20 protein-coding genes are annotated in these 23,878 nt (G+C 47.5%); 5 read left to right on the top strand and 15 right to left on the bottom strand.

Annotated features, from left to right (window positions below):
• Positions 1-245 precede the first annotated feature (245 nt).
• On the bottom strand, positions 246-1,349 hold the full coding sequence (locus BCT27_RS08080) for a TFIIB-type zinc ribbon-containing protein (protein WP_102395514.1): 1,104 nt from the start codon (positions 1,347-1,349) through the stop codon (positions 246-248).
• Positions 1,350-2,480: an SPFH domain-containing protein gene (locus tag BCT27_RS08075; RefSeq protein ID WP_102395513.1), complete on the bottom strand. Its 1,131-nt coding sequence runs from the start codon at positions 2,478-2,480 to the stop codon at positions 1,350-1,352.
• A gap of 610 nt (positions 2,481-3,090) precedes the next feature.
• On the opposite strand from BCT27_RS08075, the gene BCT27_RS08070 reads away from it, so the two are divergent.
• Positions 3,091-4,005, top strand: coding sequence for a hypothetical protein (locus BCT27_RS08070; protein WP_198597537.1), 915 nt, complete (start codon positions 3,091-3,093; stop codon positions 4,003-4,005).
• 343 nt (positions 4,006-4,348) lie between these two features.
• Positions 4,349-5,053: a VC0807 family protein gene (locus BCT27_RS08065; protein WP_102390249.1), complete on the top strand. Its 705-nt coding sequence runs from the start codon at positions 4,349-4,351 to the stop codon at positions 5,051-5,053.
• A gap of 131 nt (positions 5,054-5,184) precedes the next feature.
• On the opposite strand, the gene BCT27_RS25640 is transcribed toward BCT27_RS08065, so the two are convergent.
• The 11 genes from BCT27_RS25640 to BCT27_RS08015 form a co-directional block, all read right to left on the bottom strand.
• A complete protein-coding gene (locus BCT27_RS25640; protein ID WP_198597528.1) occupies positions 5,185-5,322 on the bottom strand; it encodes a hypothetical protein in 138 nt (45 codons plus the stop codon).
• Positions 5,323-5,553: 231 nt separating this feature from the next.
• On the bottom strand, positions 5,554-5,937 hold the full coding sequence (locus BCT27_RS08060) for a GFA family protein (protein ID WP_017013068.1): 384 nt from the start codon (positions 5,935-5,937) through the stop codon (positions 5,554-5,556).
• A 319-nt stretch (positions 5,938-6,256) separates the two neighbouring features.
• The gene (locus BCT27_RS08055; RefSeq protein ID WP_102395512.1) at positions 6,257-8,956 is read right to left on the bottom strand and encodes an ATP-binding protein; all 2,700 of its coding nucleotides are present in this window, start codon (positions 8,954-8,956) and stop codon (positions 6,257-6,259) included.
• A gap of 425 nt (positions 8,957-9,381) precedes the next feature.
• On the bottom strand, positions 9,382-10,386 hold the full coding sequence (locus BCT27_RS08050; protein ID WP_102395511.1) for an alpha/beta hydrolase family protein: 1,005 nt from the start codon (positions 10,384-10,386) through the stop codon (positions 9,382-9,384).
• On the bottom strand, positions 10,383-11,369 hold the full coding sequence (locus tag BCT27_RS08045) for a 3-oxoacyl-[acyl-carrier-protein] synthase III C-terminal domain-containing protein (RefSeq protein WP_102395510.1): 987 nt from the start codon (positions 11,367-11,369) through the stop codon (positions 10,383-10,385). The genes BCT27_RS08050 and BCT27_RS08045 overlap by 4 nt, the downstream gene beginning before the upstream one ends.
• A complete protein-coding gene (locus BCT27_RS08040; protein WP_102395509.1) occupies positions 11,356-12,324 on the bottom strand; it encodes a transglutaminase-like domain-containing protein in 969 nt (322 codons plus the stop codon). Before BCT27_RS08040 ends, BCT27_RS08045 begins: the two co-directional genes overlap by 14 nt.
• Complete coding sequence (locus BCT27_RS08035; RefSeq protein ID WP_102395508.1) at positions 12,321-13,307, bottom strand: alpha/beta hydrolase; 987 nt, start codon at positions 13,305-13,307, stop codon at positions 12,321-12,323. Before BCT27_RS08035 ends, BCT27_RS08040 begins: the two co-directional genes overlap by 4 nt.
• A complete protein-coding gene (locus BCT27_RS08030; RefSeq protein ID WP_102395507.1) occupies positions 13,300-14,847 on the bottom strand; it encodes an AMP-binding protein in 1,548 nt (515 codons plus the stop codon). Before BCT27_RS08030 ends, BCT27_RS08035 begins: the two co-directional genes overlap by 8 nt.
• Positions 14,828-15,838, bottom strand: a complete 1,011-nt coding sequence (locus BCT27_RS08025; protein ID WP_102395506.1) for a 3-oxoacyl-[acyl-carrier-protein] synthase III C-terminal domain-containing protein — start codon at positions 15,836-15,838, stop codon at positions 14,828-14,830. Before BCT27_RS08025 ends, BCT27_RS08030 begins: the two co-directional genes overlap by 20 nt.
• Positions 15,835-17,424, bottom strand: coding sequence for an AMP-binding protein (locus BCT27_RS08020; protein WP_102395505.1), 1,590 nt, complete (start codon positions 17,422-17,424; stop codon positions 15,835-15,837). Before BCT27_RS08020 ends, BCT27_RS08025 begins: the two co-directional genes overlap by 4 nt.
• Entirely contained in the window at positions 17,417-18,433 is a 1,017-nt protein-coding gene (locus tag BCT27_RS08015; RefSeq protein WP_102395504.1) for a beta-ketoacyl-[acyl-carrier-protein] synthase family protein, read from the bottom strand. Before BCT27_RS08015 ends, BCT27_RS08020 begins: the two co-directional genes overlap by 8 nt.
• Before the next feature lie 237 nt (positions 18,434-18,670).
• Here BCT27_RS08015 and BCT27_RS08010 point away from each other — a divergent pair, with 237 nt between their 5' ends.
• Complete coding sequence (locus BCT27_RS08010; RefSeq protein ID WP_422386137.1) at positions 18,671-19,051, top strand: hypothetical protein; 381 nt, start codon at positions 18,671-18,673, stop codon at positions 19,049-19,051.
• Between the two features lie 29 nt (positions 19,052-19,080).
• On the top strand, positions 19,081-20,409 hold the full coding sequence (locus tag BCT27_RS08005) for a type III PLP-dependent enzyme domain-containing protein (protein ID WP_102395503.1): 1,329 nt from the start codon (positions 19,081-19,083) through the stop codon (positions 20,407-20,409).
• Positions 20,410-20,604: 195 nt separating this feature from the next.
• Here BCT27_RS08005 and BCT27_RS08000 read toward each other — a convergent pair whose 3' ends face one another.
• Positions 20,605-21,345, bottom strand: coding sequence for a helix-turn-helix transcriptional regulator (locus tag BCT27_RS08000; protein WP_102260380.1), 741 nt, complete (start codon positions 21,343-21,345; stop codon positions 20,605-20,607).
• Between the two features lie 577 nt (positions 21,346-21,922).
• Positions 21,923-22,846, bottom strand: a complete 924-nt coding sequence (locus tag BCT27_RS07995; protein ID WP_241908530.1) for a hypothetical protein — start codon at positions 22,844-22,846, stop codon at positions 21,923-21,925.
• Between the two features lie 370 nt (positions 22,847-23,216).
• Between BCT27_RS07995 and BCT27_RS07990 the strand changes: the two genes are divergently transcribed.
• Positions 23,217-23,804 carry an acyl-homoserine-lactone synthase gene (locus BCT27_RS07990; protein ID WP_017010620.1) on the top strand — a complete coding sequence of 196 codons (588 nt, stop codon included), beginning with the start codon at positions 23,217-23,219 and terminating at the stop codon, positions 23,802-23,804.
• Positions 23,805-23,878: the final 74 nt, after the last annotated feature.

The raw sequence follows: 23,878 nt of genomic DNA, 5'->3' as shown, positions 1-23,878 counted from the left end.
CAGGGAGAGCAGGGAGAGCAGGAAGAGCAGGAAGAGCAGAAGAGCAGAAGAGCAGAAGAGGAGCAGGTTTGAGTTTCGAGAGGTTAGATAAGAGCGAGAGAGCAGAGCAGGAAAAGCAGAAGGAGCAGGGTGGCGTTTCGAGAGTGCTAGGTAAGAGCGACAGACAGGAAAAAGAGCAGAATGGAACGACTATCGAGAGGTGGGCTCTGCGACCAGAAAAAGTGTTAGAGCCCACGAATCTTTGCTTAGACAGATCCCGCATTCACTTGATAGAAATACACACCTATTCCCACGAGAGCCGCAACGCTCAGTGCTGTTAGGCCGATTTTCACCCAGCTATACGGGCGCTCTCCTTGTATTTCACCAGTACGGGCATTCACCAATATTTGGTAGAGCTCGCCCTTGTGGCGATAGGCAGATACCCATACAGGGCACAGTAAGTGTTTGAATGTTTCCTTACTGAATTGGGTTTGCGTAGAGGTGATCTGTTGCCGATCGCCGCCAATGTCTCTGTGAATAGTTCTCTCAATTTGTGGTTTCATGATGTCTTTTGCTTCAATGAAACCTTCTTTTAGATCAACCTGATAGCTTTCAGTAACATATCCACTCAAGTACTCTTTTTTGTAATCAACAACGTTGTTGAGATCCCAAGGTTCTAATTCATAGAGCATTTTTCTTGGCAGCGAATGCGTAGCAGGTACCAGAACATCGTCAAAAGAATCATAGACTTCTCCCCTAACGCTTCTCCATCGTGTTTTTCTCACCTGCTCACTGACAGATTCACCGTCTGAATTTTGGCGTGTCACTGTCTCGTAGTAATCATCACCTCGCTGCCCACGATATTGCGTTTTGGTCTCGCAATCGTACGTCCAGTAAGGCAAGTAAATACCTTTGAATTTCTCGTGCTGCGTAATTTGCTTTTGAAGCGAATTCGGGGCAAACCAAAGGCCTTTCAACCAACTGGAAAAACTCTCCCTTGCTTGGCTTCGCGAAACGTCAAAGGCAAGCAAGCCTTGCGGTTTGATCAACTTCTTCGATTGCGCTTGTCCAACCACAATAGGAGAATCACAGAAAGGACAGTTGCCAGACTCCTGATTCTCTTCCAGTTCAGGTTGAGCACCACAGCCTGAGCATTTCACTATGTGCCGCTCAATTTGCTCTTCCGGCAACGGTGAGTAGCTCTCTAGGTAGCTGGAAAGGCAGAGTTCTTCGTTCGCTTCATTGGCAGCGGTTTCTTCGGTCTTGAATTCAGTGAAATGCCCACAGTAGTTACAAGAAAGCCCTTTCGTTCCGGGTAAATAGACTTGATCAGCAGCACAGTTTTCACACTGGGTTTTTAGCTGTTCCATTTACGCCCCCGGAATTGGTGGTGGCACAGCACCAAACAGATTACGTAATTCACTGACGTCAGCCGCACCCGCCCAGCTCGCCATGCCTTCTTTCCAAACCAGAGTTTGACGAGTTATCTCTTGTGACTGCACTTTGGCCTGAATAACATCTAGACCGAACGGACCTGTTTGTTGTCCATTGATCGCCACGAAAAACTGGGCTTGAGCTGGAAGTGGTGGCGGCGCAGCTGGCGCTGCAGCCTGTTGGGTGTTGACGTTTTGCTGTTGTGAATTTTGGTTATTGAGTGATTGCGCCATCTGGTTAGCCATGGCAAAACCCATCCCCATTTCCATCCCTGCGTTCGCACCGCCGCCAGGGTTGTTTGCCGCTGTTTCCATGGCGTTTGCGGCCTGAAATTGCGTGTATTGATTCAGGTTACCCAAAATACCCATTGATGAACGCTTATCCAGCGCTGCTTCTACGTTTTCTGGCAGTGAAATGTTTTCTACCAAAAATTTCTGCAAGCTCAGTCCATAGCGAGCAAAATCGTCATCCATTTTGGTGCAAAGAAACGTAGAGAATTCGTCGTAATTTGCTGCCATATCAAGAACAGGCAATTTGCTTTCTGCAACGGCATCAGAGAATCGAGATACGGCCAGCGTGCGAAGTTGGCTCTGGATTTCATCCAGCGTAAATTGCCCGTCTGTGCCGACGACTTCCTCAAGCAGTTTCTTAGGGTTACTCACTTTGATATCGAAGTTGCCAAACGCGCGGATTCGGATAGGGCCGAATTCTGGATCGCGAAGCATGATAGGGTTTTTAGTACCCCATTTGTTATCCGTAAAAGTGCGAAGGTTTACGAAATATACTTCTGCTTTAAACGGAGAGTTAAACCCGTGTTTCCATCCTTTGAGTGTGCTCAGAATAGGAAGGTTAGCCGTGGTAAGTTCGTACATCCCGGGTTCGAAAATATCGGCAATCTGTCCTTCATTGATAAAAATGGCAGCCTGTCCCGGTCTTACTGTCAGTTGTGCGCCGTTTTTGATTTCATTCTGATAGCGCTCAAATCGCCAGACAAGCGTATCGTTGCTATTGTCTATCCACTCAACAATATCAATAAATTCGCCGGTGATTTTATCCCATAAACCCATTGCTTAAACTCCATTTCGCCAATGACTATTTTTTGAAATAGTAACAATTCTCGAAGGGATAAACGTCGCTTGGGAGAGCCAAGTATGGCTGAAATAGTCACCTATGTGATTCGGCTCACATTGGTTTGTAAAGTGTCACTATTCCATTTAAAAACAGATGTTTAATAAAAAACACAAAGGGCTCAATAAAGAGAGGGACGATGCGTTAGACGTCGTTTGGGGAATTGCGATGAACCAAAAAGGCAGCAATTGAATCGTTGGTAAGCAACCTTGTTTCGAGAGCGGTTAAGCATATCCTCGGTACTTTCGTCATTCTATCTATCTCATCTCATCTCATCTCATCTCATCTCTTCATTCATCCAAGACGCCAATCCGAGTGTTGGATGTGTGTCCTAATTAGTACATTGCTTAATTAGTATTCACTGAATATGGACAGAGAAAATCGGGAACGTTAGCTTATTCTTGAACAGCAATTGTTTGAAACAGCAATTGTTTGAAACAGTAGTTATTTGAAATAGTAGTCATTTGAATAATAGGGCGCTCGAAAATGAATCAAGTGAAGAAGAACACCGCCCTTTGGGCAGGGATGGCATTGGCGTTGAGTTTTCCAATGCAGGGACTTTCCGCAGAAGCATCGAGCAGCACTTACCAAGGCACAGGCAGTATCACACAAGGTACGGCGACACCCATTGAAGCATCCATGTTTGAATGTAAAAACGGTCGCAGCCGTGTGGCAGGTGTTGGCGAGATAAAAGACGGCGACGGACAGGTATGGACAGTACCGGCGGATACGCAGTATTTAACCGCGACGAAAGCGGTCGATCTTTACGAAGAATGCGCCAACATTACCCCGAAAAACATCGAACAGGTTGATCTCGACAGCGTGCCTGTTGTGACGGTGGATGCAGATGGTGAGGTGGTAACAGGTTACATTTTTGCGGATAACTACTTCGAGCTGTACGTGAACGGCAAGTTTATCGCATTGGATTCCGTCCCTTTCACGCCATTTAACTCAAGCGTGGTGAAGTTCAAAGTCAGCAAGCCTTACACGATCGCCGTAAAACTGGTCGATTGGGAAGAGAACCTTGGTCTTGGCTCTGAAAACAACCGTGGCAAGAAATACCACGCGGGCGATGGCGGCTTTATTGCAAGCTTTAGCGATGGCACCATCACCAATGCAGATTGGCAAGCACAGGCTTTCTATACCTCGCCGATCTACGATCTCACCTGTTTGAGCGAAGAAAACGGCGCGAGATTATCGACAGATTGCACTACTGAAGGCACAGATGACGGCGCAGACGCGTATGGCGTTCACTGGAAAACCCCTGAGGCGTGGATGAACCAAGCGTTTGATTCCGCATCGTGGCCGCAAGCAACCCTGTACACAGAAGATGAGATTGGTGTAAACAACAAAAAGTCTTACATGAATTTCAGAGAGAAATTTGCAGGCGCGGGGGCGAGCTTCATTTGGTCTACCAATGTCGTGCTCGATAACGAAGTGTTGTTGCGATACACAGTGAAGTAGTTCTGCCTCGCGGTCATACAAAGGTGCTTATACATTCGCGCTAGACAAACGCGAAGAGGTAAAGGGGTGAGTGCATCGCCCCTTTATCCGTCCCAATCCGTTATAAACCGTTAGCATTCCCAAACACCCGTCAACGTATCCCAACTACTCCCACCATCCTGATCTTCGTTTATGGCGTTCGCATTTTTATCGCGACGTCGGACTGGTTGCGGGAGGTGTTAAGACGCCTACATATTCGTTCTGAAACTATTTCGAACAAAAAAGGCCTAACAGATGCCTACCCTTTGAATTTCCTATTCGATAGTATTGGCGATGTCTTCGAAATAGTTTGGAAAACGAAACAATGAAGAGTGTTCCTACACACAAGCCACGCCCTATGATTGACCTGATGGTCAGTATCGTTGCACCCGCATTTATCCTCATGAAAATGAGTGGTGAGAATGAATTAGGTGCGAGTGGTGGTTTGATCCTAGCGCTAAGCTTCCCATTGGGATGGGGCTTATTTGAGCTAGTGAAATACAGAAAGTTTAACTTCATCGCGTTATTGGGCTTGGTCAACGTACTGCTTACGGGCGGCATTGGATTGCTAGAGCTTGATACCAAATGGTTAGCGATCAAAGAAGCTGCTATTCCTGGGGTTATCGGTCTGGCGGTTCTCGCCTCAACGTTTACCTCTTCGCCGTTGATAAAAGCGCTGCTGTTCAACCCATCGGTGATGGACGTTGAGAAAATCAACGAACGTCTGCAATTGCGTAACAGCATGGCCGCGTTTGAATCGCGCTTGCTGAAAGCCACTTACTTTGTCGCGGGTTCGTTTGCGTTCTCTTCCACCATGAATTACATCCTGGCGAAATGGCTCGTCACCAGCCCAGCCGGTACGCCTGAGTTTAACGAGCAATTGGGTCAACTCACGCTTTACAGCTACCCAATGATCGCACTGCCATCGACAGTGATGATGATGGCCATTTTCTATTACCTATGGCGCACCATTCATGGTTTGACAGGATTGAAACTGGAAGAAGTGCTGGCGAACAAATCTGCGGGTTAAGTTTGTATACGTGATATCGACATCGCCGAAACATGGAAAGGCCGCTGAGAAATCAGCGGCCTTTTTTGTTTTCAGCAAACGGAATGCTTCGACTTCAGCCTGAATGCAGAGGCTAACCAAAGTGAATTCGCTTAGTAGTGACCGCCATGATCACACCCAAACAGAGAGAAGCTCGGCATATCCCAGCCGTGTGTTAAATGCCCATCAAACGCGTATGCGGTTCCCATCAAGCCAAACAGAACCAAAGCACCAATTGCGAGTTTTTTCATTGCGTTAATCCTTCTATTTCGAACTCAAACTTTGGCGCTAGTATCGCCATTTTTACTGGGATGAGAAGGCGATTTACGTAGCTTTACCTTGGTTTACGGTTTGATAAATAAATGGAATTTTTAGAGGCAGAGTACGAGGTGCGAGATAAAGGGAAGGGACTAGAAGTGAGATTGCGAGTATCGAGATAAGAGAAAGAGCCAAAGCGAAATGGCTCTTAGGTTCTCCCCACTTTACAAATCAATCGAGTCTTTGGGATGATGAATACCATCGTAGATTTTCACTGGCTCTAACTCATAGGCATTGATGCCTTCTAAGCACGCGACGTTTATTGCAAATTGATGCGGGTTCGAACGTCTTTGGTGGTGCGTATAAATGCCACAGGTTTTACAAAAGTAATGCTTTGCCGTCATTGTATTGAATTGATAAAGCGTAAGATTCTCTTCGCCTTTAGTGATTTTTAAGTTCTCTAACAATACTGAAGCAGCAATCGCACCGCGTTTCCGACACATAGAGCATGAACAACGACGTGGGTCTTCAAGGCCATTGGGTAACCTCAATTCAAGCTCGACCGCGCCACAATGACATTTTGCGATGTGAACCTTTTTCACTTCCATTTTTTCTTCTCCCTGTCTATGCGCAGATGATTGATTTATTGCTCATTCACGGGTCTAGCCCACCCGATACGTCATGAATGCTTCTACGAACGTATCATACTGACGCAATGCATCGGTTGAACAACGTATTGTATTGCGACACGAGTAAAAGCTCAGGGGCGAGAGGTGAGATTGCGCGAGGGACGAGAAGTGAGATTGCGAGTATCGAGATAAGAGAAAGAGCCACAAGCGTGAGCTAAGTGGCTCTTAGATTTGCCCTAGAGGGCTCTGTGACTAAGGATAATGAGATTTGGGATGTCTATCCCGAAGCATATTTTATCTATGCCTCAACAATATCTAACACAGGAATGGCTTTATCGGGTTGTATACACTCACTAGGGATAACAAATAACTTTGCTCCCTCTGATATACCTTCCCATTTCGAGTATAAGTCACCAGATGTATTTTCTTTTGTTAAATAGTACTGGTTTGATTCTATATCTTTGGCAAATTTTCTTGTGGTATCTTTCATTACATGATAAACCCTAACTTCAACATAAGACGAATCTATTTCATCTAATCCCGTTCTTTCTTCAGTTAAAACGCTGATGTGTTGAAGCGGGTTTTCTGGGAAATCAATATTTTTTAGCTTTATTACGGTTTCTTTTATTGCTTTGACTTTAGATTCTGTATTTTTATCCAAAGATTGTTGGTCAATAATTCCAATATAGTGAGATTCAATGAAATTTAGACTGGTTCTACAGAAATCATTCCATTTTTCATCATCAAATAGTCTAGGTATGGCAAAATCAATTTCAGTGATTATTTTTAGACTTTGTATACAAGGGCTTTTTAAATAACCAGCTAGTTTAAAAACGTTATCCATAACAACTATACTATTTGTCATTCCCTCTACATAAGCATCGATATTAGCCTTAAAACTATTTTCAACCGTTCTTTTATAGGCAGTAGCTCGATAGCCGCCAAATAAAGCGCTGAATGTTTTTCTATCCTCCCAATCATTGGTTTGTTCGATTATTGTGCAATAATCACCTCTCCATAGCAGGGATTGAAAAAGTCCATGATAAACATTGGCTAAGAACTTAGTGTCCTGTATTTCCAATTCTTCGCATTTACTAACTAGCTCTAAATAGGTCTCAGCGCTTAATTTGTAATCTTTTGAACGGAAATAACAATCAGCCAGTACAAATAAATTGAGTGGTTCGTCTCTACTAATACATACCGCCAATTTTGCTTGTTGAACGGCTGTTTTATAATCCTTTAAGTAACTTGATATTCGAGCATATTCACGTTGAAATATTGCTAAGCTTTTATATGTTTCGTATGAATTTTTAAACCTTCTTAATAATTCTCCCATTTTTTCCATATCTGCCTTGCAACACCTATGGAAACTCTCTAGTAATATTTTTAGACTTTGAGTTGTGTCGTTAGGAATATATGATACATTAAGGTTTGATATTGATAGCTCGATTTGCTTTTTATCAACTTCATTAGATTTTATATCTAGGTTATTTTTTCTACTAAGGATGGCATCTCTAATGGTTATATTCTTTGTGTCAATTAGAAGTAGATCTCTTATTGATGAACTTAAGTCATATAATTCGACGTCATCATATATTTTTCTTGATATTAAGCTAGTTGGTATTACTTCTCTTAAAGCGCTTGATAAGTCATCTAAGCTTAATTCTAATAACGAGCATAGATGTATTTTGTCACTTTCTCCTGCAATCAGCAGCGCCTCTAAGATAGAATTGGCATTAACTGATAAAGATTCTATCAAGTTTCTAAAAGAAAATTCAGCAATTTCAGATTTTGTACTAGATATCGCAGAGTGAATAGCGCTTCCACATAGTATTTTATCAATTGTTAATCTGATTGCTAATGGATTAAAGTAACAATCGGTCGCAACCTTTTCTGTGAACTCTCTCCCCAATACTTTACCACCTCTTTTCTTAATATAAGAGTTGATTAGATTAATTGAATGTTTTTTACCTAGAGGCTCTAAAGCTATTGATTGGTTTGAACCGATCATTGTTCGACTTGTAACTACAATTCTCCACAGCGGAGGTAGTTCTAGATTTAGCTCATCAAAAGCTTCTGGGTTGTCACGTAGTAGAGTTTCAAGGTTATCAATGCAGATCAATAACTTTTGGTCTTCAAGATATGCTGTGCATTCTTCGAAACTGTCAAAAGGAACCTCATAAGTAGTTTCGGCAGCAGTTGTTAAGGCTTCTTTTAGTTGCTGAATCGTCTGAGGAGCATTTTGGTTTCTGATGCCATCTAAAGTTAAGCTCTCAGTCTTCAAGGTGATAAAGATAATAGCATCTGCATAGGATGAAGTTTTAGGATTACTAATTTGCTGGTGTAATAAGTCTAAGACTAGTGCTGTCTTTCCATATCCCCCAGGGGCAACAACTGCTACTGTGTTTACTCTAGGGTTTGTTAATAGACTTATTAGTTTTTCATGTTCTTTTTCACGACCAATCAGTCCTGTAACGTCATGTTCAAAATGTTCAGGAAGATTGTTTCTGATTTCGAAAATTGAACTCGATAACCATTCTTCAGGAGGGTCAGATATTATACCTTCTTCTGCTGAAAGCAGACACTCTTGGATACCTTTAATACCTAACACTGCAATCAAAGGGTCACTAGCAAAAGCAGCTACTCTATACCAATAACAATTTGGGAATGTGCGGTTTGGATGAGCTATTGAATTTCTAATGTCGTATAGCTCATAAATAATAGCGAGCTTTGATATTTCAGCGATTAATTTGTTAAATGAAGTGTTATCAGTTGCTACCGAAGCTAGCTGGAAAATTTCTGATAGATAAGTCCTTTCGACAACATGGTCAATTGTGGTGACCTCGACTTCAAGTTTTCTTTCTTGTAATGTGTCTAAAATTGATGATGGTATTTCATTTATATCACTGAGATTGTCTTTTATAAATTTTCCAAATGATTCTTCTATTTCAAATAATAGCATTGCAGCTTTTCGTCTATTGATCGATTGATCTCTCAATTTTGTTTTCCTTTTACTTTATTTGTTGTATTTTGGTGTGAATTTCAAGTGAAGTAATTTTGGTTACTTTAGTGGTTTATCTGCTTGAAAATTTTATTGTCTGGCATTGAGAGACTCGGTCGGTAGGCTAGCAGAACTCAGAATCTTTATGAATTAAGTCTAAATTCCAATCGATGAATTTCAGAATGCCAATTGAATTAATAATTAGTCATAAAAGCTATCACAGTATAAATATAAAGACATAAAAATTACATGCCTTTTTGACTAGACACATGCTTTTCACTTATCAATTGTCTACAAGGTAAGCAGTACGGGGCGGGTGGTTCTATTTTGAGAGGTATTTTTGCTAAAGCCAAACCAACGCCAAGCACATCTATCCAGACATACTTAGCGCTATTCAGTATTCGTTCTTCGTGACGTTCGTTCTAATTCGCGCCTACTAAATTCTCATCAAAAAACGCCACCAATTCGTTCGCTAACGCAGTTTGCTTGGGTGAGCGCTCAATCGGTTTCGGGTCTTTGCAGTTCTCCATAAAGAGGGAGAGTGGCCAAGGGCATGAAGGCAGGTACACATAGTGGCCGGCATCTTCCAGTTCCTTGTGTGCCTTAATGTAGCTGTGCGATTGCGCGAGGGATTGCATGTCCGTTGGGCTCACGTATTCATCAAACTGTCCGTTGGCAAGAAACACGGCAGGGGTGTTTTCTTGGTCTGCCATGTCAACGAGCTGCGTGTAAGCCGGGGCAAACAACGCAATGGCGGATGCGGGAATCGCGGGTGCTTGGCTTCGTGCTGCCGCGTTGGGTTCTTGAGACAAAATCGCTTGAATGCGTTGCCCAAAGCGCGGGTTACATAACAAGATGTTTTCGCCTCGTGGCTGGGTTTCACAAAACGCGGGTTGCTTGTCGAGCACTGGCGGAAATGCCGTGCTGGTGAGCGCGGCATAACCACCGAGGGAGTAACCTAAGATGCCGACAGGCAGTGTGCGCAGGGTGTTTTGTTCATCGCTGGCGTAAAGCTGTTCGAGCAATAGCTGCAAGTGGCGCTGCCTTGCGACCATTGGGTCGTTTTCTACTAGGCCGCTGCGCAAGCCTTTGAGATCGTCATGGGTGACGGCGGCGACCACATAGCCAGCGCGTGCCAGTTGGGCAGCATAAACACGCAATGTGCCAGCAGTGGCGGAAAACCCGTGAGACATTAAGATCACGCCTTTTGGCGGTTCCGCGTTCTCAGGCGGGAGTTGCCACGCTTGGGCGGTAAGTTCGGTTTGGCCTGTTGCATCTTCCACGCTGAATTTAGAGACCTGTAAGCCTTTCTCTAGCGCGGGGTCGACGGGCGGGCGTTGTAGCAGAAAAACTGCCAACACGATAACGCCAAGCACGACGATAGTGGAAATCAGAAAAATACTCATTTTCTTCAATCGACCTCTCATTCAGTTTCCTTTCCTTTAGATATGCCAAATAGGGTGGCACCAAAAGAGGCACCAATACCTGCCGCAACTGCCAAGCAGGTGACGGTTTGAGGGCTATCTAACTCGTTGTACAAATCATTGAGATTGACGAACAGATCACCACCGAAGCAGTGACCATATCGGGCGATGTTCTTGGTGTAAACTTTATCAATAGGGATGCCCAACTTTGCAGCCAATTTCTTCCATGTTTGTGCGTTGACGTTGTGTGGCAACACCACATCAATGTCTTCTCGGGTGAGGTTGGCCTCCGCTAAACAGCGGTCGACCACTTTCTCGACGTTGATTTGGTAGAACGCGTTGTACTTCTCTTGAATGCCGTCATTGGATTCAAGGTAAATCCCGCCGGAGAATTGGCCGTCGAACAAGGTCGCGACAGACAACACGGAGATATCGCTCGGGGTGCGGCTGAGTTTCACCATGTTGATGGTGTCTGAACTCAAGGCAACAGGGTTGACGCGCATGTCCACGTTGTCCGCAATGTCGCCCGTGACCAACAAGATGTTGTTGAGGGCGCGGTTGCGTTCGAAGTATTTCATGAGCTGCATGGGCGTGGCGCATTTGGCGGCGGACGAGGAAAAGGGCAGCCAATTGCTGTCTTCCGCATCGTCGTTACGGAGCGTGGCGCGGCTGCTTCGTAACATCACACGCTCCCCGAACACGCCACATAACGCACCGGTGTGGTTGTGTACTACAGCATCGTAGGCACGGGCGGGAGTTGCTGACGTGCTGATGTTGTTTACATCGTCCGATTCCACATACGTTTGCAGCGCCTGCTGGTAATACTCGGTGCAGGGGGTGTGATCGTAGTAGGGCAACTCTTTGAACCCATACCACTGGCTAAACACCTTGGCGGAGGATGCGCTCAGGAACAGCGCATCGTGGTCGTCCAACACGTTCAGCACCCGCGGCGCGTCAGCCGTGATGTTGCGACTAATATAGAACATAGTCTTCCTTCCTTACTGACAGGGTTGAACGTTTGCCAAGTGTGGGGGATACGCTGATTTCACCGTCCGGCAAAAAGCGTTCGTCTTGCACCAGCAGTTGATAGCATTCGGCGAAGGCGTGCTCATCCAAAAAGTCGGTGGCGGCGATGCTGTCTAGCGCGTCTAAATGGGGTTTGAATTTCGGCATCACGCCGGGTTTCGAATCGGTCAAATAACCCCACAAATCGAACACATCGGCTTCGTATCGGCACAGGCTCGCCAAATCAAACAGCATGATTTTTCTGACGTACCACAAGCCCATTTGTGCATTGGGTGTGGTGCCGCTGAACCATTCTGCACGCATGTTTTTGTTGCGGATGTTGTGCCATGCGCGCGGGCCGTTGATGAATTTTTTCGGGTCTACGTCGATAGGGTTAATGCCCAGATCTTGGTGTTCCATGAGACGCGAGCTGCCGCGTGGTTCTAGGATTTTCCAGCGCCCTTCGTCGAAATATTCCACCACCACATGGTCTGCCAGCGCGCGTTTGGTGTCGTAATACATGTGGGTGAAGCCAAAGCGAAGGCGAGCGGGCACACCTTGGGCGCGAAACTGGCTGCACACCAATAATGCAAGGTCACGGCAACGACCTCCGACAGGGGTGACAGGCGCGAACGTGTCTGCGTTCAGTTCATGGTAACGGGCGATGATATCGCTGACAGAACGCAGTTCGAGATCGTCGGCGCGTTCTGGGGCCATTTTGTGAAACTCAGAATTGTTGTAGTGCGCGACCAAGTCATTCGCGAGATCAATCGCGCTTTGTGGGTCAGACAAAATGTCGTCGCCATAAGCCGGATGAAAGCTGCTCCAATCATCAAACGCGGTGTAGGGCGTTGGGGTGGCGTACACGTCATTGATGTTGGTCATGACGGTGTGAGCATCTTGGCTGCTTGGGACTTGCGTGGTTGTTGAGCTCATCGTGTTTCTCCATGAATCAGACTGTCGAGAACCGCCAAGCATTCCTGCTTTACCGCGTGCTCGTGTTGGGATTGGGTGAACCCGCCGGTGGGCGTGGCGTTCGCGTCTTTGGTGACGGACAAAGGAAGGTGAATGAAATCGTAATGTTCCCCCTTTGGCAGTAAGTGAAGCTGGGTGTGTGACGCATCAAAGAAGCTTAAGTAGTGCAATGGATCGCCAAACGTAGGGTGCGTGTCTTGTTCAGAATGAATCAGATCCATGCGTGAAACAGGCGCTTGCGCTAGCAACTCGGCCAAGCCAGGGGTTGCTGATAACCCCGGAGCCATGAGTAACAAGCGGTGTTGCCACTGCGGGCAATGGCCTTTTCTGACGGCGCGTAATAAGGGGTAAATGCCTGCGGAAAAGGAGGCGTAACGCACTTCACTTAACGTCTCGGGCGAAATGCAAAGCCCGGTGAGTTCGGTGAAGGTCTGCAATATCGACGGGTACGCGGCGTAAGCATCTTCAAGGGCGAGGGCGATTTTGTCTGGGTCATCACTCGGCTTGAGTTCAGGGTTGATGTAACAGCCCACTGACATCACCCAATATCCTGCTTTGGCGAGCGCTTCGGCAAGGTGAAACTGATCTAACGGCCCGCCGTTAAAGCCCGGGAAGATCAGGCAGAATTTGCTCACCTGAATGTCGGATTTTGCTTGAATGCTGCGTGCTTTTACTGCGTCACCTTTGTGCGTGAGGTAATAGCGCATGGGCTTGGATGGCGCTGATGCGTCGGCGTTTTCAGCGGTTTCCTTTTCAGGTGCCCAGATCGCCACGTTTGTCGGCTTACCATCAATGGGGACGAGCCGATTAAACACACGGATCGCCTGTTGTCGTTTAGGCGGTGCCGCAGTCGTCGGCTGCACTTGAGGTTGCAGTGGTCTGGCAGACTGCATCTGGGGCTGAGTCGGGGTTAACGCCATCAGAGGCGTGTCGTGATCAAACATGGCAGGCCACCTTTTCCATCAAGGCTTTCTTGTCGAGTTTGCCGTTTCGGTTCATCGGCAGTTCCGAAACGTTGACGAAGTGCGGCTGCACATAGTTATCGTATTGGTCGCGGAAAATGCGGGCTAACGCGGCTTCGCTGATCTCGGCATTTACGGTGACTACTAAAAGGCGATCGAATGTGCCTTCGTTGCTGTGAGAAAAGGGCGTGACCACCACATCTTCTGCATTGGTTTGTTCTTCGACAAAGGTGCGACAGGCGGCGGTGTTAAAGCGATATCCGCCGATTTTAATGTCGTCATCTTGGCGGGCGATAAACACATGGTTGCCGTCTTGTTCGATGCGAATGATGTCGCCCGTTCGGAACATGTAGCCGTGTTCAGGGTGATAAGAAAAACGCAGCGCGGTTTGTTCAGGGTTCTTCCAATAGGCTTTCAATACCTGCGGGCCTGCAATGTAGGCTTCGCCCGTCCCCGTGGCGTGAAATGCGCCGTCGGCTTCGGTTTGAATCAGTAATCGATGTCCACCAAACGGCCTGCCAAGGGGCATGTGCTGGGCGTATTCTTTGGCGGGATTGTACAAACACGCCATCATGGCGACGGTGCATTCCGTCGGGCCGTAATAGCTATATACGGTGCAGTCTGGGGCGGCGAGCGTGAGGGTGTGGAGCAGCGAAGGTTGCACGGGTTCGCCGCCAACAAAGGCCAATCGCAGAGCAGGGTATTGGTTTGGGTTCAACTGGCGGGTTTTGTTCAAATACGCCACGGTGGATGGCACTGATGCCCAGACGCTCACTGCATGGCGGGTGAGATAACCTGAGAAGTTGAACTTGTCGTTTTCACGCAGCACAGCAATGGCGGCTTGATTGAACAAGGCGATAAAGATTTCGTGAATGCTGAAATCAAAACTGAGCGGGGAAATGTGGCTCAGTACATCGTCAGCATGAATACCGAATTCGTCCCGCGTGGCTTCGAGGTAGTTCAGCAAATTGTGGGTTTCGACACTCACGCCCTTGGGGTTGCCCGTGCTGCCTGAGGTGAAGATCAAATACAGGTCGGGGTTGTCTTGGCTCGGTGTAGCAAGCCATTCGCTGTTGGCATCCAATGGCGGCAAAGGCTGGTGAAACGCGCCATCACTTAAGGCTTTGCCGCGCTCTGCCACCAAGGTGGGACACGCAGCTTGTTGGGCGACGGTGAGCAAACGAGACGAGCCGGAATCGGTCAATGTGTCGGTAAAGAAGAACGCCACGGGGAGTTCGTTGATCAAACGCGCTAAGGAGCGGTTGTCGATCTCTGCCGTCACGGGCACCAGGGTGTAGCCATACACCACGCTGAACACGTACATCACCACACTGGTGTAAGAACGCTCGGCGGACATGAGAATGTGCGTGCCCGTTGGCGTGCCTTTCTCCGCGGCGTTTAGCCGTTCATACAGGCGCGCGGCATCATCTAAGACGTCGCGATAGCGGTAAGTTTTATCTTGGTCGAGAACGGCAACGCGATCTGCCGCTTCCACCATGATGTTATATAGCGTGTCTCTCATTGCGTAATCCTTCTAGCTGAATAACATCAAGCACACAGGCGCCGAACATCCCGCCAGCGCCGGAAGCCACGGCGAGAAAACGCAACGGGTTTTCTGCGGTGGGAGGTGTGTCTTCATGGGCGAATGCTTCAAGTGCATCGCTGAGGTTGATCACCATGTCATTGCAGAAGCAGTGACCTTCGGTCTGTATGTTTCGCGAAAACAAACGCGACTCAGACACGTCGAGCGATTGGCAAAGGAAACGCCATGATTTGATGTTGATATTGTGTGGGAGTAAGAGGTCTATCTGTGACAGGGTGACGCCCGCTTTGTCTAACGCGCGGTGGATCACCTGATGCATGTTCTGGCGATAGTTTTCTTCGTAAGCTTTGGTTTCGACGTTGTCGCCCCAAATGCCACGCGCAAAGCGACGGTCGTAATGCAAATGCACGCTGCTCACCCGAATTTTTGGCGCGTCGGTGTGGCTCAATCGCAAACTGGTGTTGCTGTCGCCTTGCACGGATAAGCCACGGGTGATGCGCATTTCTTTGCTGAACGCGAGTTCGGTGTTGTGAATGCAGTACTGGCGCGGTGCAGGGGCAGAACGCGCAATCATGTCGAGTTGCTTAAACAGCGACACACAGCGATTGGCGTTGCTTAACCCGAGCGGCGTAAGGTTGTGAATGCGCGCTAATGCACGATCAACGGATTGCCCGAATTGCGCTCGCATCGCCCCAGTATTTGCGCTACGAAGTTCGACATCGTTGCCATATTCTTCGCTTGTGTCTTCCGAAGAAAGTGACACTAGAGGCATCATGAGTGCCTCGTGCGGTTCGCCTTCTGGCAGCACATTGACGGTTTCAATCCCCATCATCTTTTTCAGAATGTGGGCGTTGAACGAGGTGCAATGCACGGCATCAAAGTCATCAACCAGCACCAGCTTTTTCTTCGGCCTGACCACGCGAATGGCGTCTATCGACAGGGCGACGCTGTTGTTATCTTCGATCCTCATGAGGTTTCCGCCTCTGGGTTCACGTTTGCATACAGCATCTTGTGGTCAATCTTCATGTTTTTGTTCATCGGCAATGGGCCGATATTGATCTTCAGCGGCAGAGCATAGCTGGGCAGCGTGGCGGCTAAGCGGCGACGAATATCAACTTCCTGCAGGTTTTCCCCTGAGATGAACAACACGATGCCGATGGTGGTGCCGTTACAGGAATTCTTTTCGACCACGGCAAGGTTTGAGCACGGAATGGTTTGGCAAATCAGGTGCAGAATTTCGTTCTTTTGGATGCGATGCCCGCGAATTTGCAGTTGATCGTCGCCGCGTCCGAGGTAGTGATTCGGCTTGTTGGGTGAAAGCTCTACGTTGTCACCGGTGCGATAAAGCAATTGCCCGCTTTGCGGTTCTTCCACCAGTTTTTCTCTGCAAACGCTGCCTTCACGAAAATATCCATCAAAGACTTGTGGCCCGCCCACGAGCAATTCCCCACGGCCTTCTTGGCTGATGTGGCCTTCATTGAGCACGTAGAACAGGGTGTTGTCCCAGGCTTCGCCAATGGTAAGCACGCCGTTTCGAATGTCGTCTTGCTGCGGGAAGGTGATGTCTTTCCCTGAAACGGAAACGGTGCATTCGGTCGGGCCGTATAAATTGAAAATGCGGCTGTTTGGGGCGAGTGCGCGCCAAGCTTGTTGAATGACCAAGGTCAGCGCTTCGCCGCAAATCATGGTTTTGCGAATGCGGTTAAAGGTGTTGTTATTGAACTTGCGCAAGTGGTCTAAATGGTTGATGAAAGAGGGCACACAAGACCAGAAAGTGACGCAGTGGCGTTCAACGAATTTGCTGACGGTGGCTGGGCTGAGCAAGTCAGATTTATCCGCAATGCACAGGCAGCCATGATTGTGGATGGGCAAATACAATTCATGGATGTTGAAGTCGAAACAGACATCGTGGATCACCGAGAAATGTTCGTCCTGTTCGACACCGAAAAAGCGGGTGGCGGCAGACAAGTAACTGTCGAGATTGTGGCTTTTTATCGGCACAGATTTCGGCACACCCGTGGAGCCTGACGTTGACAGTATGTAGACGCACTCATCGAGGGAAAGGTGATTATCTCCTGCGTTTTCAGGGCGTGAATGGGTGCGGTAAGACAAATCTTCATCGGCAATCACAGTAAGGCTGGCTCGGGCGGAAATCGGGCCCAGTTCGCTTTCGGTTTGGGTGTCTGTCAGCAAGATGAAGTTCTGCCATTTGCTTGCTTTGGCAATGGCGCGATCGAACGGTTCATTGAGCGACAGCGGCTCGTAGGGGATGCCTTCCAGCCCAAGTAGCAGATTAAACAAGTTGGCAAACAGTGGCGATCGTGAGCAGGTCAAAATCGGTACGTTTTTCTGAATGCCACCGTGCGCGTCGAGCATGTCGCGAAGCTGGCTGGCGAGCACCAATAGGCCGCGATAACTGTAGGTTGCGTTGCGATACCGCACCGCGGTTTTATCGCCAAATTGGTCGATATTCGCCACGATGCTTTGTCGCAGTGATGTGCCTTTTGGCATTGAGTCGTGCGCGATTACACGCTCATTCGAGGGAGTGTTAGTCATAAGACGGGTCCTTATTGGTATCGGTCCGTTTCAGCGTCACGCTTGAAAAAAAGCCACCCACACCCGCGGTTACACACAGGAAGTAATCGGGTATCGGGTGAGGTGGCGAATGGGGGGCGTCGCGTTGCTCTGCATAGTATTGTTCTGCAGAGTCTGGCTCTGCGTAGCGTTGTTCGAGCAATTGCAGGTTAATGAAGGCATCGCTGCCGTAGCAGTGTCCGTGGTCAGCCACGCCGTCGGTGAAAAAGGAAAGTTGCGGGTTGTTGAGTTTCTTTTCGATGGCTTTCCATGTGTACACATTGACGTTGTGGGGCACGATGGCGATGCGACTTTCTGCATCCAACGTTAGTCCTGCCAATGATTGTTCGATCAGCGCAACAATCCGATCTTTATAGGTTTTCTCGTAAATCGAATGCTTTTCTTCGTCTTCCCACGCGCCGCCAAAATGGGCGGGATAAACCTGCGATTCGTAACTGATCAATTGGTAGTCGCCCGCTGCGCCGTCATCCAAGCAAATCGCGCTGCGTGCATCGCCTGTGACGGTCGAGCCGGGAATGTCTTTGAGGATCGGCGTGAAGCCGGTATCGCAGGTCACAATCACGTGGCGTTTTCTCGCCGATGCCTTGTTATCCGCATTTTGTTGACGACGGCGATACAGGTCGATGACTTTGAACGTGGACGCGCAATTGCAGGCGGTTGAGCCAAACAGCGCGCCATTTCCGCGACTTGAACGGTTTAGCGAGCGCAAGCATGACTGCCCAAAGGGATACACTTCCTGCCCTGTGTGGGTGTAGGTGAGTGCGTCGGATTCCAGCAGCTCGGTTTGCTGACAAAAGGCGTCTTGCATCAAGTATTGCTGCGGCGACAGTTTGGACACTGGCGTTTGGGCTATGCGGAATATCTTTTTGATGATGCCGACATAGCCTGCGTCATAGCCGAGATGGGAGAGGGTCGTTTCTACAGGCTCTCTGTAAGTTGCTGTGTCCGACCAGTAATTCAATTGGGTCATAGCGCATATCCACTTGCGAATGTATGACTCACATTGTTGTTGGTTATTTGTTCTTCACCCAGCTGTCAATTCTGACAGTTAGCGTCATTCCTTCGATATGCGATGGTGTAAAGCACAGTGGGAATCTACCCATTCCGCCTTGATGCGTCGTTTGCTTTTCATGCCTGTTGGCAACCCTACAGGCAGGTGATGTTAAGTGAGCGAGGCGGGGCGATTGCGTTATACCAAGGAGGAGTTATGACTACGCCAATGATCAAATCGCTATTGAAAAAACGCTACGCGCTTGCGCTGTTGCTGGTGGTGCCTTTTGTGCACGCCAAATCCAGCTTCGACAAAGAGGAAGTGCGCAGCATGTTGAATGGTCATGAGCTGTCTGGCAGCCCGTGGGTGTTTGAGGAAAGTGATGAAATCAATCACTTCATGTTCCTGCGCGAAGAGCGCAACCAAGAGTATCTCGAATACTTTGTTTACATGAGCTTACGCGCTGAGAAGGCGTGCCATAACGTGCTGAGTCTTATCACGATCAACACCAGTAACGATGAGTTGGAATCGGTAGACATGGTGCATCACGCCCCTGCAAAACGCTGCCTGACTTACGTTGAGTTTAAGAATCCTTAAAGGAAAGCACCCATAATAGGACGTTCAAGATGTTAAATACTTCGATGCCTCATACGCCGTTTTATGTGTATGACCAAGCCGGGATTCAGCAACAATGCGACCGCTTGAAAGCCGTGACCCTGCCGGATGTCGCCACTGTGTTGTATTCCCTGAAAGCGAACCCAAATCCGTCATTGGTTGAAACCATTGTGAACCAAGGGTTGGGCTGTGATGTGAGCAGTGCCTTTGAGCTAGATGTGGCACTTTCAAGCGGTGTTGCGCCGAAAAACATTGGCTGTGTTGGCCCGTATAAATCCACGCGACTTTTAACGGAATGTGCGCGAAACAACATTGCTTTTGTTGCGATAGAAAGCGCCGATGAATTGGTGGAACTGGGCGAACTGAAACAGCGCTATGATTCGGACACGGCGATTTTACTGCGCTTAAACCCGAACGTGGAAATCTCTGGCGGCTCAATGAAAATGGGCGGTGCGGCATCGCAATTTGGCATCACGGAGGAGGATTTACCGTCTGTGTTGGCGCTGGCTGCATCTCATAGCATTGCCATTTCTGGCGTACACATATATGCCACCACACGGGTACTCGACCCTGACAGTTTTATTGCTAACTTTTCGGCGCTGTGTGATTGCCTGATTGAGCTGCAAACGCGTTTTGCGTTGCCGCTTCATGTGCTCAATTTGGGCGGCGGCTTTGGCATTCCTTATTACAAAGGGGAAGAGGCGCTTTCCGTAGAACCGATGCAAGAAGCTTTGCTGTCTTTGCAGCAGAATTTGATTGAGAAAACCGGGGCGACACGCCTGTTCTTCGAAAGCGGGCGTTTCATTGTGGGCGAGAACGGCAAGGCCGTGATTCAAGTGAAATCCATTAAGCAGTCAGGGGGCAAAACCTTTGTGGTGTGCGATGGCGGTTATAACCTCTTTCACGGTGCAACAGCGTTTGCGAACTTGATGCGAAAACCTTATTTCATCGACAAGGCGACAAGCACGAACTTGGATGACATTGCATGTGCGGCGCTGCCAGATCGCGCGAGCATGACGGTTGGCGCAGGTCGCTCAGAGACAGAAACACAGCGATATACCCTCGTTGGCCCACTGTGTACACCGTCTGACATTATTGCTGACAAGTTTGATTGTGCGCCTTTAGCGGTGGGTGATTACTTGGTGGTGCATCAAGTGGGCGCGTATGCGATCACCAGCTCCCCAGGGCTGTTTATTGGGCATGGGTTCCCTGCAGAATACTTGGTCACGCCAGCAGGGGTGAAACAAGTGGGCAAGCAAGATTCAATTGAAGAAATGAAGCGCAGGTACACGAACATTGAACAGGACATGGCTTCGGAATCGCTGCGACGTGCGAGTTAATGCTTCCCTGATTAGCCATAGCAATTATTTACCACAGCAACGAATAGCCATCGCAATTATTAACCCTAGTAGCTATCAACCACAGCAATGATGAACCACAGCAATGATGAACTATAGCAACGCGGCGCCATGAGGCGCCGCGTTTTGGGTTGTGTTGGGGAGAGTCAGTTCAATCAAATGGGCACGAACCCGCATTTACAAATTGGGTTTGAGCAGCCCTTTTTTGATTGCGAGTGCCACGGCGTGTTGACGGTTCGACGCAGAAAGCTTCTTCGTACAGTTGTTGAGGTGAAACAACACGGTGCGTTCAGACACATTGATGATCTTTGAAATTTCCCACGCTGTTTTTCCTTCGCTTGCCCAAAACAAACAGTCGGTTTCTCGTTTGGTGAGGGAGACCTCCTCACAACCTTGGTTTTTGATCTTCATGGTGAGGTAACACTCAAGAAGATGGGTGGCGAGGGTATGTGCAAAAGGAATAGCAGCATTAAGCTTTTCACATTGGTTTTCGACATCACCAATTGCCATGCTGAGTAACACAAAATCCCCAGACGCAGATTTGATAGGCACTGTGAACCCGTTACAGAGGCCGTATTGGCTGGCGAGCGCCATCAATTCTTGCTGTTTTGGATCTTGAAATTCTTCACGTTGAACGAGGGAATCCCAGCGAATAGGTGCTTGCTGGGTCATGATGTAACTCACTACTGGATCGACACGTTGTTTATTTTGTTGAAAATATTTTTCTAACCAAGGTGCTGGATAATTAGTGAATGTATGAATAACAGGCGCATAAAGTGATTCTTGCTCAATAACACCAAATAAATAATAAGGGAGTTCAACGAGTTCACAGAATTGTTCGCACAATGATTCAAGCTGTTCTTTATTTTTTACATCATTCAGTTTTTCAATAATGGCATATAACTGATCGGTATCCATAAATACTACATTTTCATCCTTGATGTGAAAGGCTGAGTGAGGCGAATTAGACATCGTTATCGATTGAAGGCAACGCAGTTTTCTATCACATACTTGTGCCACGGCTCGCTCTATCGCTTGCTGTACCAAGCTATCAATGCACTAAAACATAGCACTGCGTTCCAGAAATGGTCAAACGAAAGGCCAGTTTTTTGGGCTGTGATTATTACAATCTGCCCAATGAATCTAAAGTGAGAAAAATAAAGTAAATGCTCTTACCGATTTATTAGAATGACTTGAGTTTTATAAGGGAATATCAAGGAAAGAATGAGTGTGTGATTTGGTTAAAAATTAATCAATGCTGTCATTGAAATTAAATAATTCATTCGTTGAGTGTAAATAATGATGTGTTTAGTTTCGGTATTTATTTAAACATGAGTTTACTTTATTTATTTTCATTTAGATAAATGAACGAAAATACGTTGGGATAACAGAAAGAAATCAGAGGAGGATGGTGGGTGTTTAACGATGACGACACTCACTTCAATGCTCTGTTTTATATGCGGAAAATTGAAGTGAGTTTTGTTGATATGTCCTATCAGGCATTCAGCGAGCGGGTTTCATCCATGCATTGGGTTTTCCGACGCATTTGGATCAGAACGCCAGCATCAAAGCTGTGGGTTGATGTTACCTTCCAGCCAAAAAGGCTAGGGACAGTTTGCGCTTGTTTCCCAAATGACGCAGACAAGGGCTGAAAGGTGGGCAATTCGGTCAAAGCCACATAGGTTCGACACTCATCAACCGTGTTAACGTTTGCGAGCTCACCAAAGAAGGCGTAGTCGCACAAGGTAACTAAGGTGCTTTGCCCGCCACGGGCGAGTTTGTTCTGCAATTGAACAAGGGCATCTGCACTTTCAATTTCGATGGCACAACATTTTTCTTTGATGGCATTTAGCTGAGGATCGCTCTGCGTCAGGCTTTTTTGAATGGCCACAATGGTGTGTTTCGTCAGCGCGTGATGAAAGGTGCTTTCCGCACCAAACCCCGATAAGAAGTGATCGTATTTGACGCCCTGACCTTGGCTGTTCATTGAGATGAAGCAGGTCGTCCAAGGTCTGTGGTGTTTTTCTAACATCGCTGGGCCAAAGAAAATGGATTCATTTTTCAGGCTCAATGCTGGGGTTGTTAAGGTGTAATTCTCTGACTCATGCGCTTCCACCGCCAAAGCCGTGTTCATGGCCTCTGACAGTTGGGGGAAACAGACCAAATCGAGTTCCCACTTTTCTGCTATCTCTTCCAGTTCAGAAATCTTGTAAGAATGACGATGAGGTGGGGAGGAAATATAGAGTCGACGCTGATGTGCCGCAGGTTTCCCCCGCTTTAAAGACGCAAACATGGGGTCACCTGCAAAGCCGCTATAACTCGCAATGAGCTGATTTTTTTCGAACATCAACCAAGCAACGCCGTTACGACTTGAAAGCGCTTTCGCTTTGTTTAATGCCATGACTAATTCATCTGGCATTGCTTCTTCCTCATTTAATGGGCCGAGAGTCTTTTGCGCAGATGCGCGTTTTTTGGTCGGATTATCCAAGGTGTTCTATTCCTGTTTCCTAGCGTGATCTTGCCGCGATCTTGAATAGATGCTGCATCGTTACTGCCTTAGTTAGTGCATAGTGCAACCATAGGAAAATGTCGCTCAAAAATCCCCTGTCACAAGTGATAGGAAAGGGCTCTGAACAAGAATAAATGCTGCGTTATCAAAGGGGTGAAGTACCCCTTTTTATCACTGTTATTTCCGACAGCTTACCGATGTAGAGGGGCTGCCATAGCCTTGAACTCGTTCTCAAGCAATCGCCTTAAACGATTACCACCGACAAGTTGAAGGAATAACCATGAGCCAGCTAATTACCCTGACACCAGAATCAAAGTTCAATAATCCTGCTGTTCTGAACAATATCTTCCGTCTACGTCATCGCAGCTTTTTGGAGCGCTTAGGGTGGGAAGTCGATTCAACGCAAGACATGGAGTCAGATAACTTTGATGAAATGGATCAAACCAGTTACGTCGCACTGACGGAAGAAAACCAAGAAGTGATTGGTTGCTGGCGTGCAATGCCAACGCAAGGCGAGTACATGCTGAAAGACGTGTTCCCTCAACTGCTACAAGGCGAAGAAGCGCCAATGGAAGAGGGCATCTGGGAAATCTCACGCTTTACTACATCAAAAGAGAGCTACGAAAACACCAATGGCTGGTTCGGTAATAACGCCCTGACACTCATCCGCTCGTTCTACGACTTCGCCCAAGAAAACGACATCCGCGCTTACGTGCTCGTCACCACCGTCGGCTGCGAAAGAATGCTCCGCTCACTCGGCCTAAACATGCGCCGCATGGGGGATGGAAAATCACTGAAAGTCGGCAAAGAACGCTCAGTCGCCCTGCGCTTGGAAGTGGATGAAAACTTAAAGATTCATATTAATTGAGTTTATCAATACACAGACGGTAATGCCGGCATGCTTCTCTTTTCTCACTAATTTTGTGTCGTCTTTACAAAAAT

The sequence above is a fragment of the Enterovibrio norvegicus genome, from assembly GCF_002876705.1.
GTDB lineage: Bacteria > Pseudomonadota > Gammaproteobacteria > Enterobacterales > Vibrionaceae > Enterovibrio > Enterovibrio norvegicus_B.
The sequence above is the reverse complement of the archived record's forward strand: the minus strand, read 5'-3'. Positions and strand labels throughout refer to the sequence as shown.

Excerpts from the sequence above, each read along its gene's own strand:
- BCT27_RS08035 (WP_102395508.1), bottom strand. The coding sequence starts at position 13,307 with ATGTTTGATCACGACACGCCTCTGATGGCGTTAACCCCGACTCAGCCC.
- BCT27_RS08020 (WP_102395505.1), bottom strand. The coding sequence starts at position 17,424 with ATGACTAACACTCCCTCGAATGAGCGTGTAATCGCGCACGACTCAATG.
- BCT27_RS08015 (WP_102395504.1), bottom strand. The coding sequence starts at position 18,433 with ATGACCCAATTGAATTACTGGTCGGACACAGCAACTTACAGAGAGCCT.
- BCT27_RS08045 (WP_102395510.1), bottom strand. The coding sequence starts at position 11,369 with ATGTTCTATATTAGTCGCAACATCACGGCTGACGCGCCGCGGGTGCTG.
- BCT27_RS08010 (WP_422386137.1), top strand. The coding sequence starts at position 18,671 with ATGACTACGCCAATGATCAAATCGCTATTGAAAAAACGCTACGCGCTT.
- BCT27_RS07995 (WP_241908530.1), bottom strand. The coding sequence starts at position 22,846 with ATGCCAGATGAATTAGTCATGGCATTAAACAAAGCGAAAGCGCTTTCA.
- BCT27_RS08065 (WP_102390249.1), top strand. The coding sequence starts at position 4,349 with ATGAAGAGTGTTCCTACACACAAGCCACGCCCTATGATTGACCTGATG.
- BCT27_RS08050 (WP_102395511.1), bottom strand. The coding sequence starts at position 10,386 with ATGAGAGGTCGATTGAAGAAAATGAGTATTTTTCTGATTTCCACTATC.
- BCT27_RS08070 (WP_198597537.1), top strand. The coding sequence starts at position 3,091 with ATGCAGGGACTTTCCGCAGAAGCATCGAGCAGCACTTACCAAGGCACA.
- BCT27_RS08025 (WP_102395506.1), bottom strand. The coding sequence starts at position 15,838 with ATGAGGATCGAAGATAACAACAGCGTCGCCCTGTCGATAGACGCCATT.
- BCT27_RS25640 (WP_198597528.1), bottom strand. The coding sequence starts at position 5,322 with ATGAAAAAACTCGCAATTGGTGCTTTGGTTCTGTTTGGCTTGATGGGA.
- BCT27_RS08030 (WP_102395507.1), bottom strand. The coding sequence starts at position 14,847 with ATGAGAGACACGCTATATAACATCATGGTGGAAGCGGCAGATCGCGTT.
- BCT27_RS08040 (WP_102395509.1), bottom strand. The coding sequence starts at position 12,324 with ATGAGCTCAACAACCACGCAAGTCCCAAGCAGCCAAGATGCTCACACC.
- BCT27_RS08075 (WP_102395513.1), bottom strand. The coding sequence starts at position 2,480 with ATGGGTTTATGGGATAAAATCACCGGCGAATTTATTGATATTGTTGAG.
- BCT27_RS07990 (WP_017010620.1), top strand. The coding sequence starts at position 23,217 with ATGAGCCAGCTAATTACCCTGACACCAGAATCAAAGTTCAATAATCCT.
- BCT27_RS08000 (WP_102260380.1), bottom strand. The coding sequence starts at position 21,345 with ATGGATACCGATCAGTTATATGCCATTATTGAAAAACTGAATGATGTA.
- BCT27_RS08080 (WP_102395514.1), bottom strand. The coding sequence starts at position 1,349 with ATGGAACAGCTAAAAACCCAGTGTGAAAACTGTGCTGCTGATCAAGTC.
- BCT27_RS08060 (WP_017013068.1), bottom strand. The coding sequence starts at position 5,937 with ATGGAAGTGAAAAAGGTTCACATCGCAAAATGTCATTGTGGCGCGGTC.
- BCT27_RS08005 (WP_102395503.1), top strand. The coding sequence starts at position 19,081 with ATGTTAAATACTTCGATGCCTCATACGCCGTTTTATGTGTATGACCAA.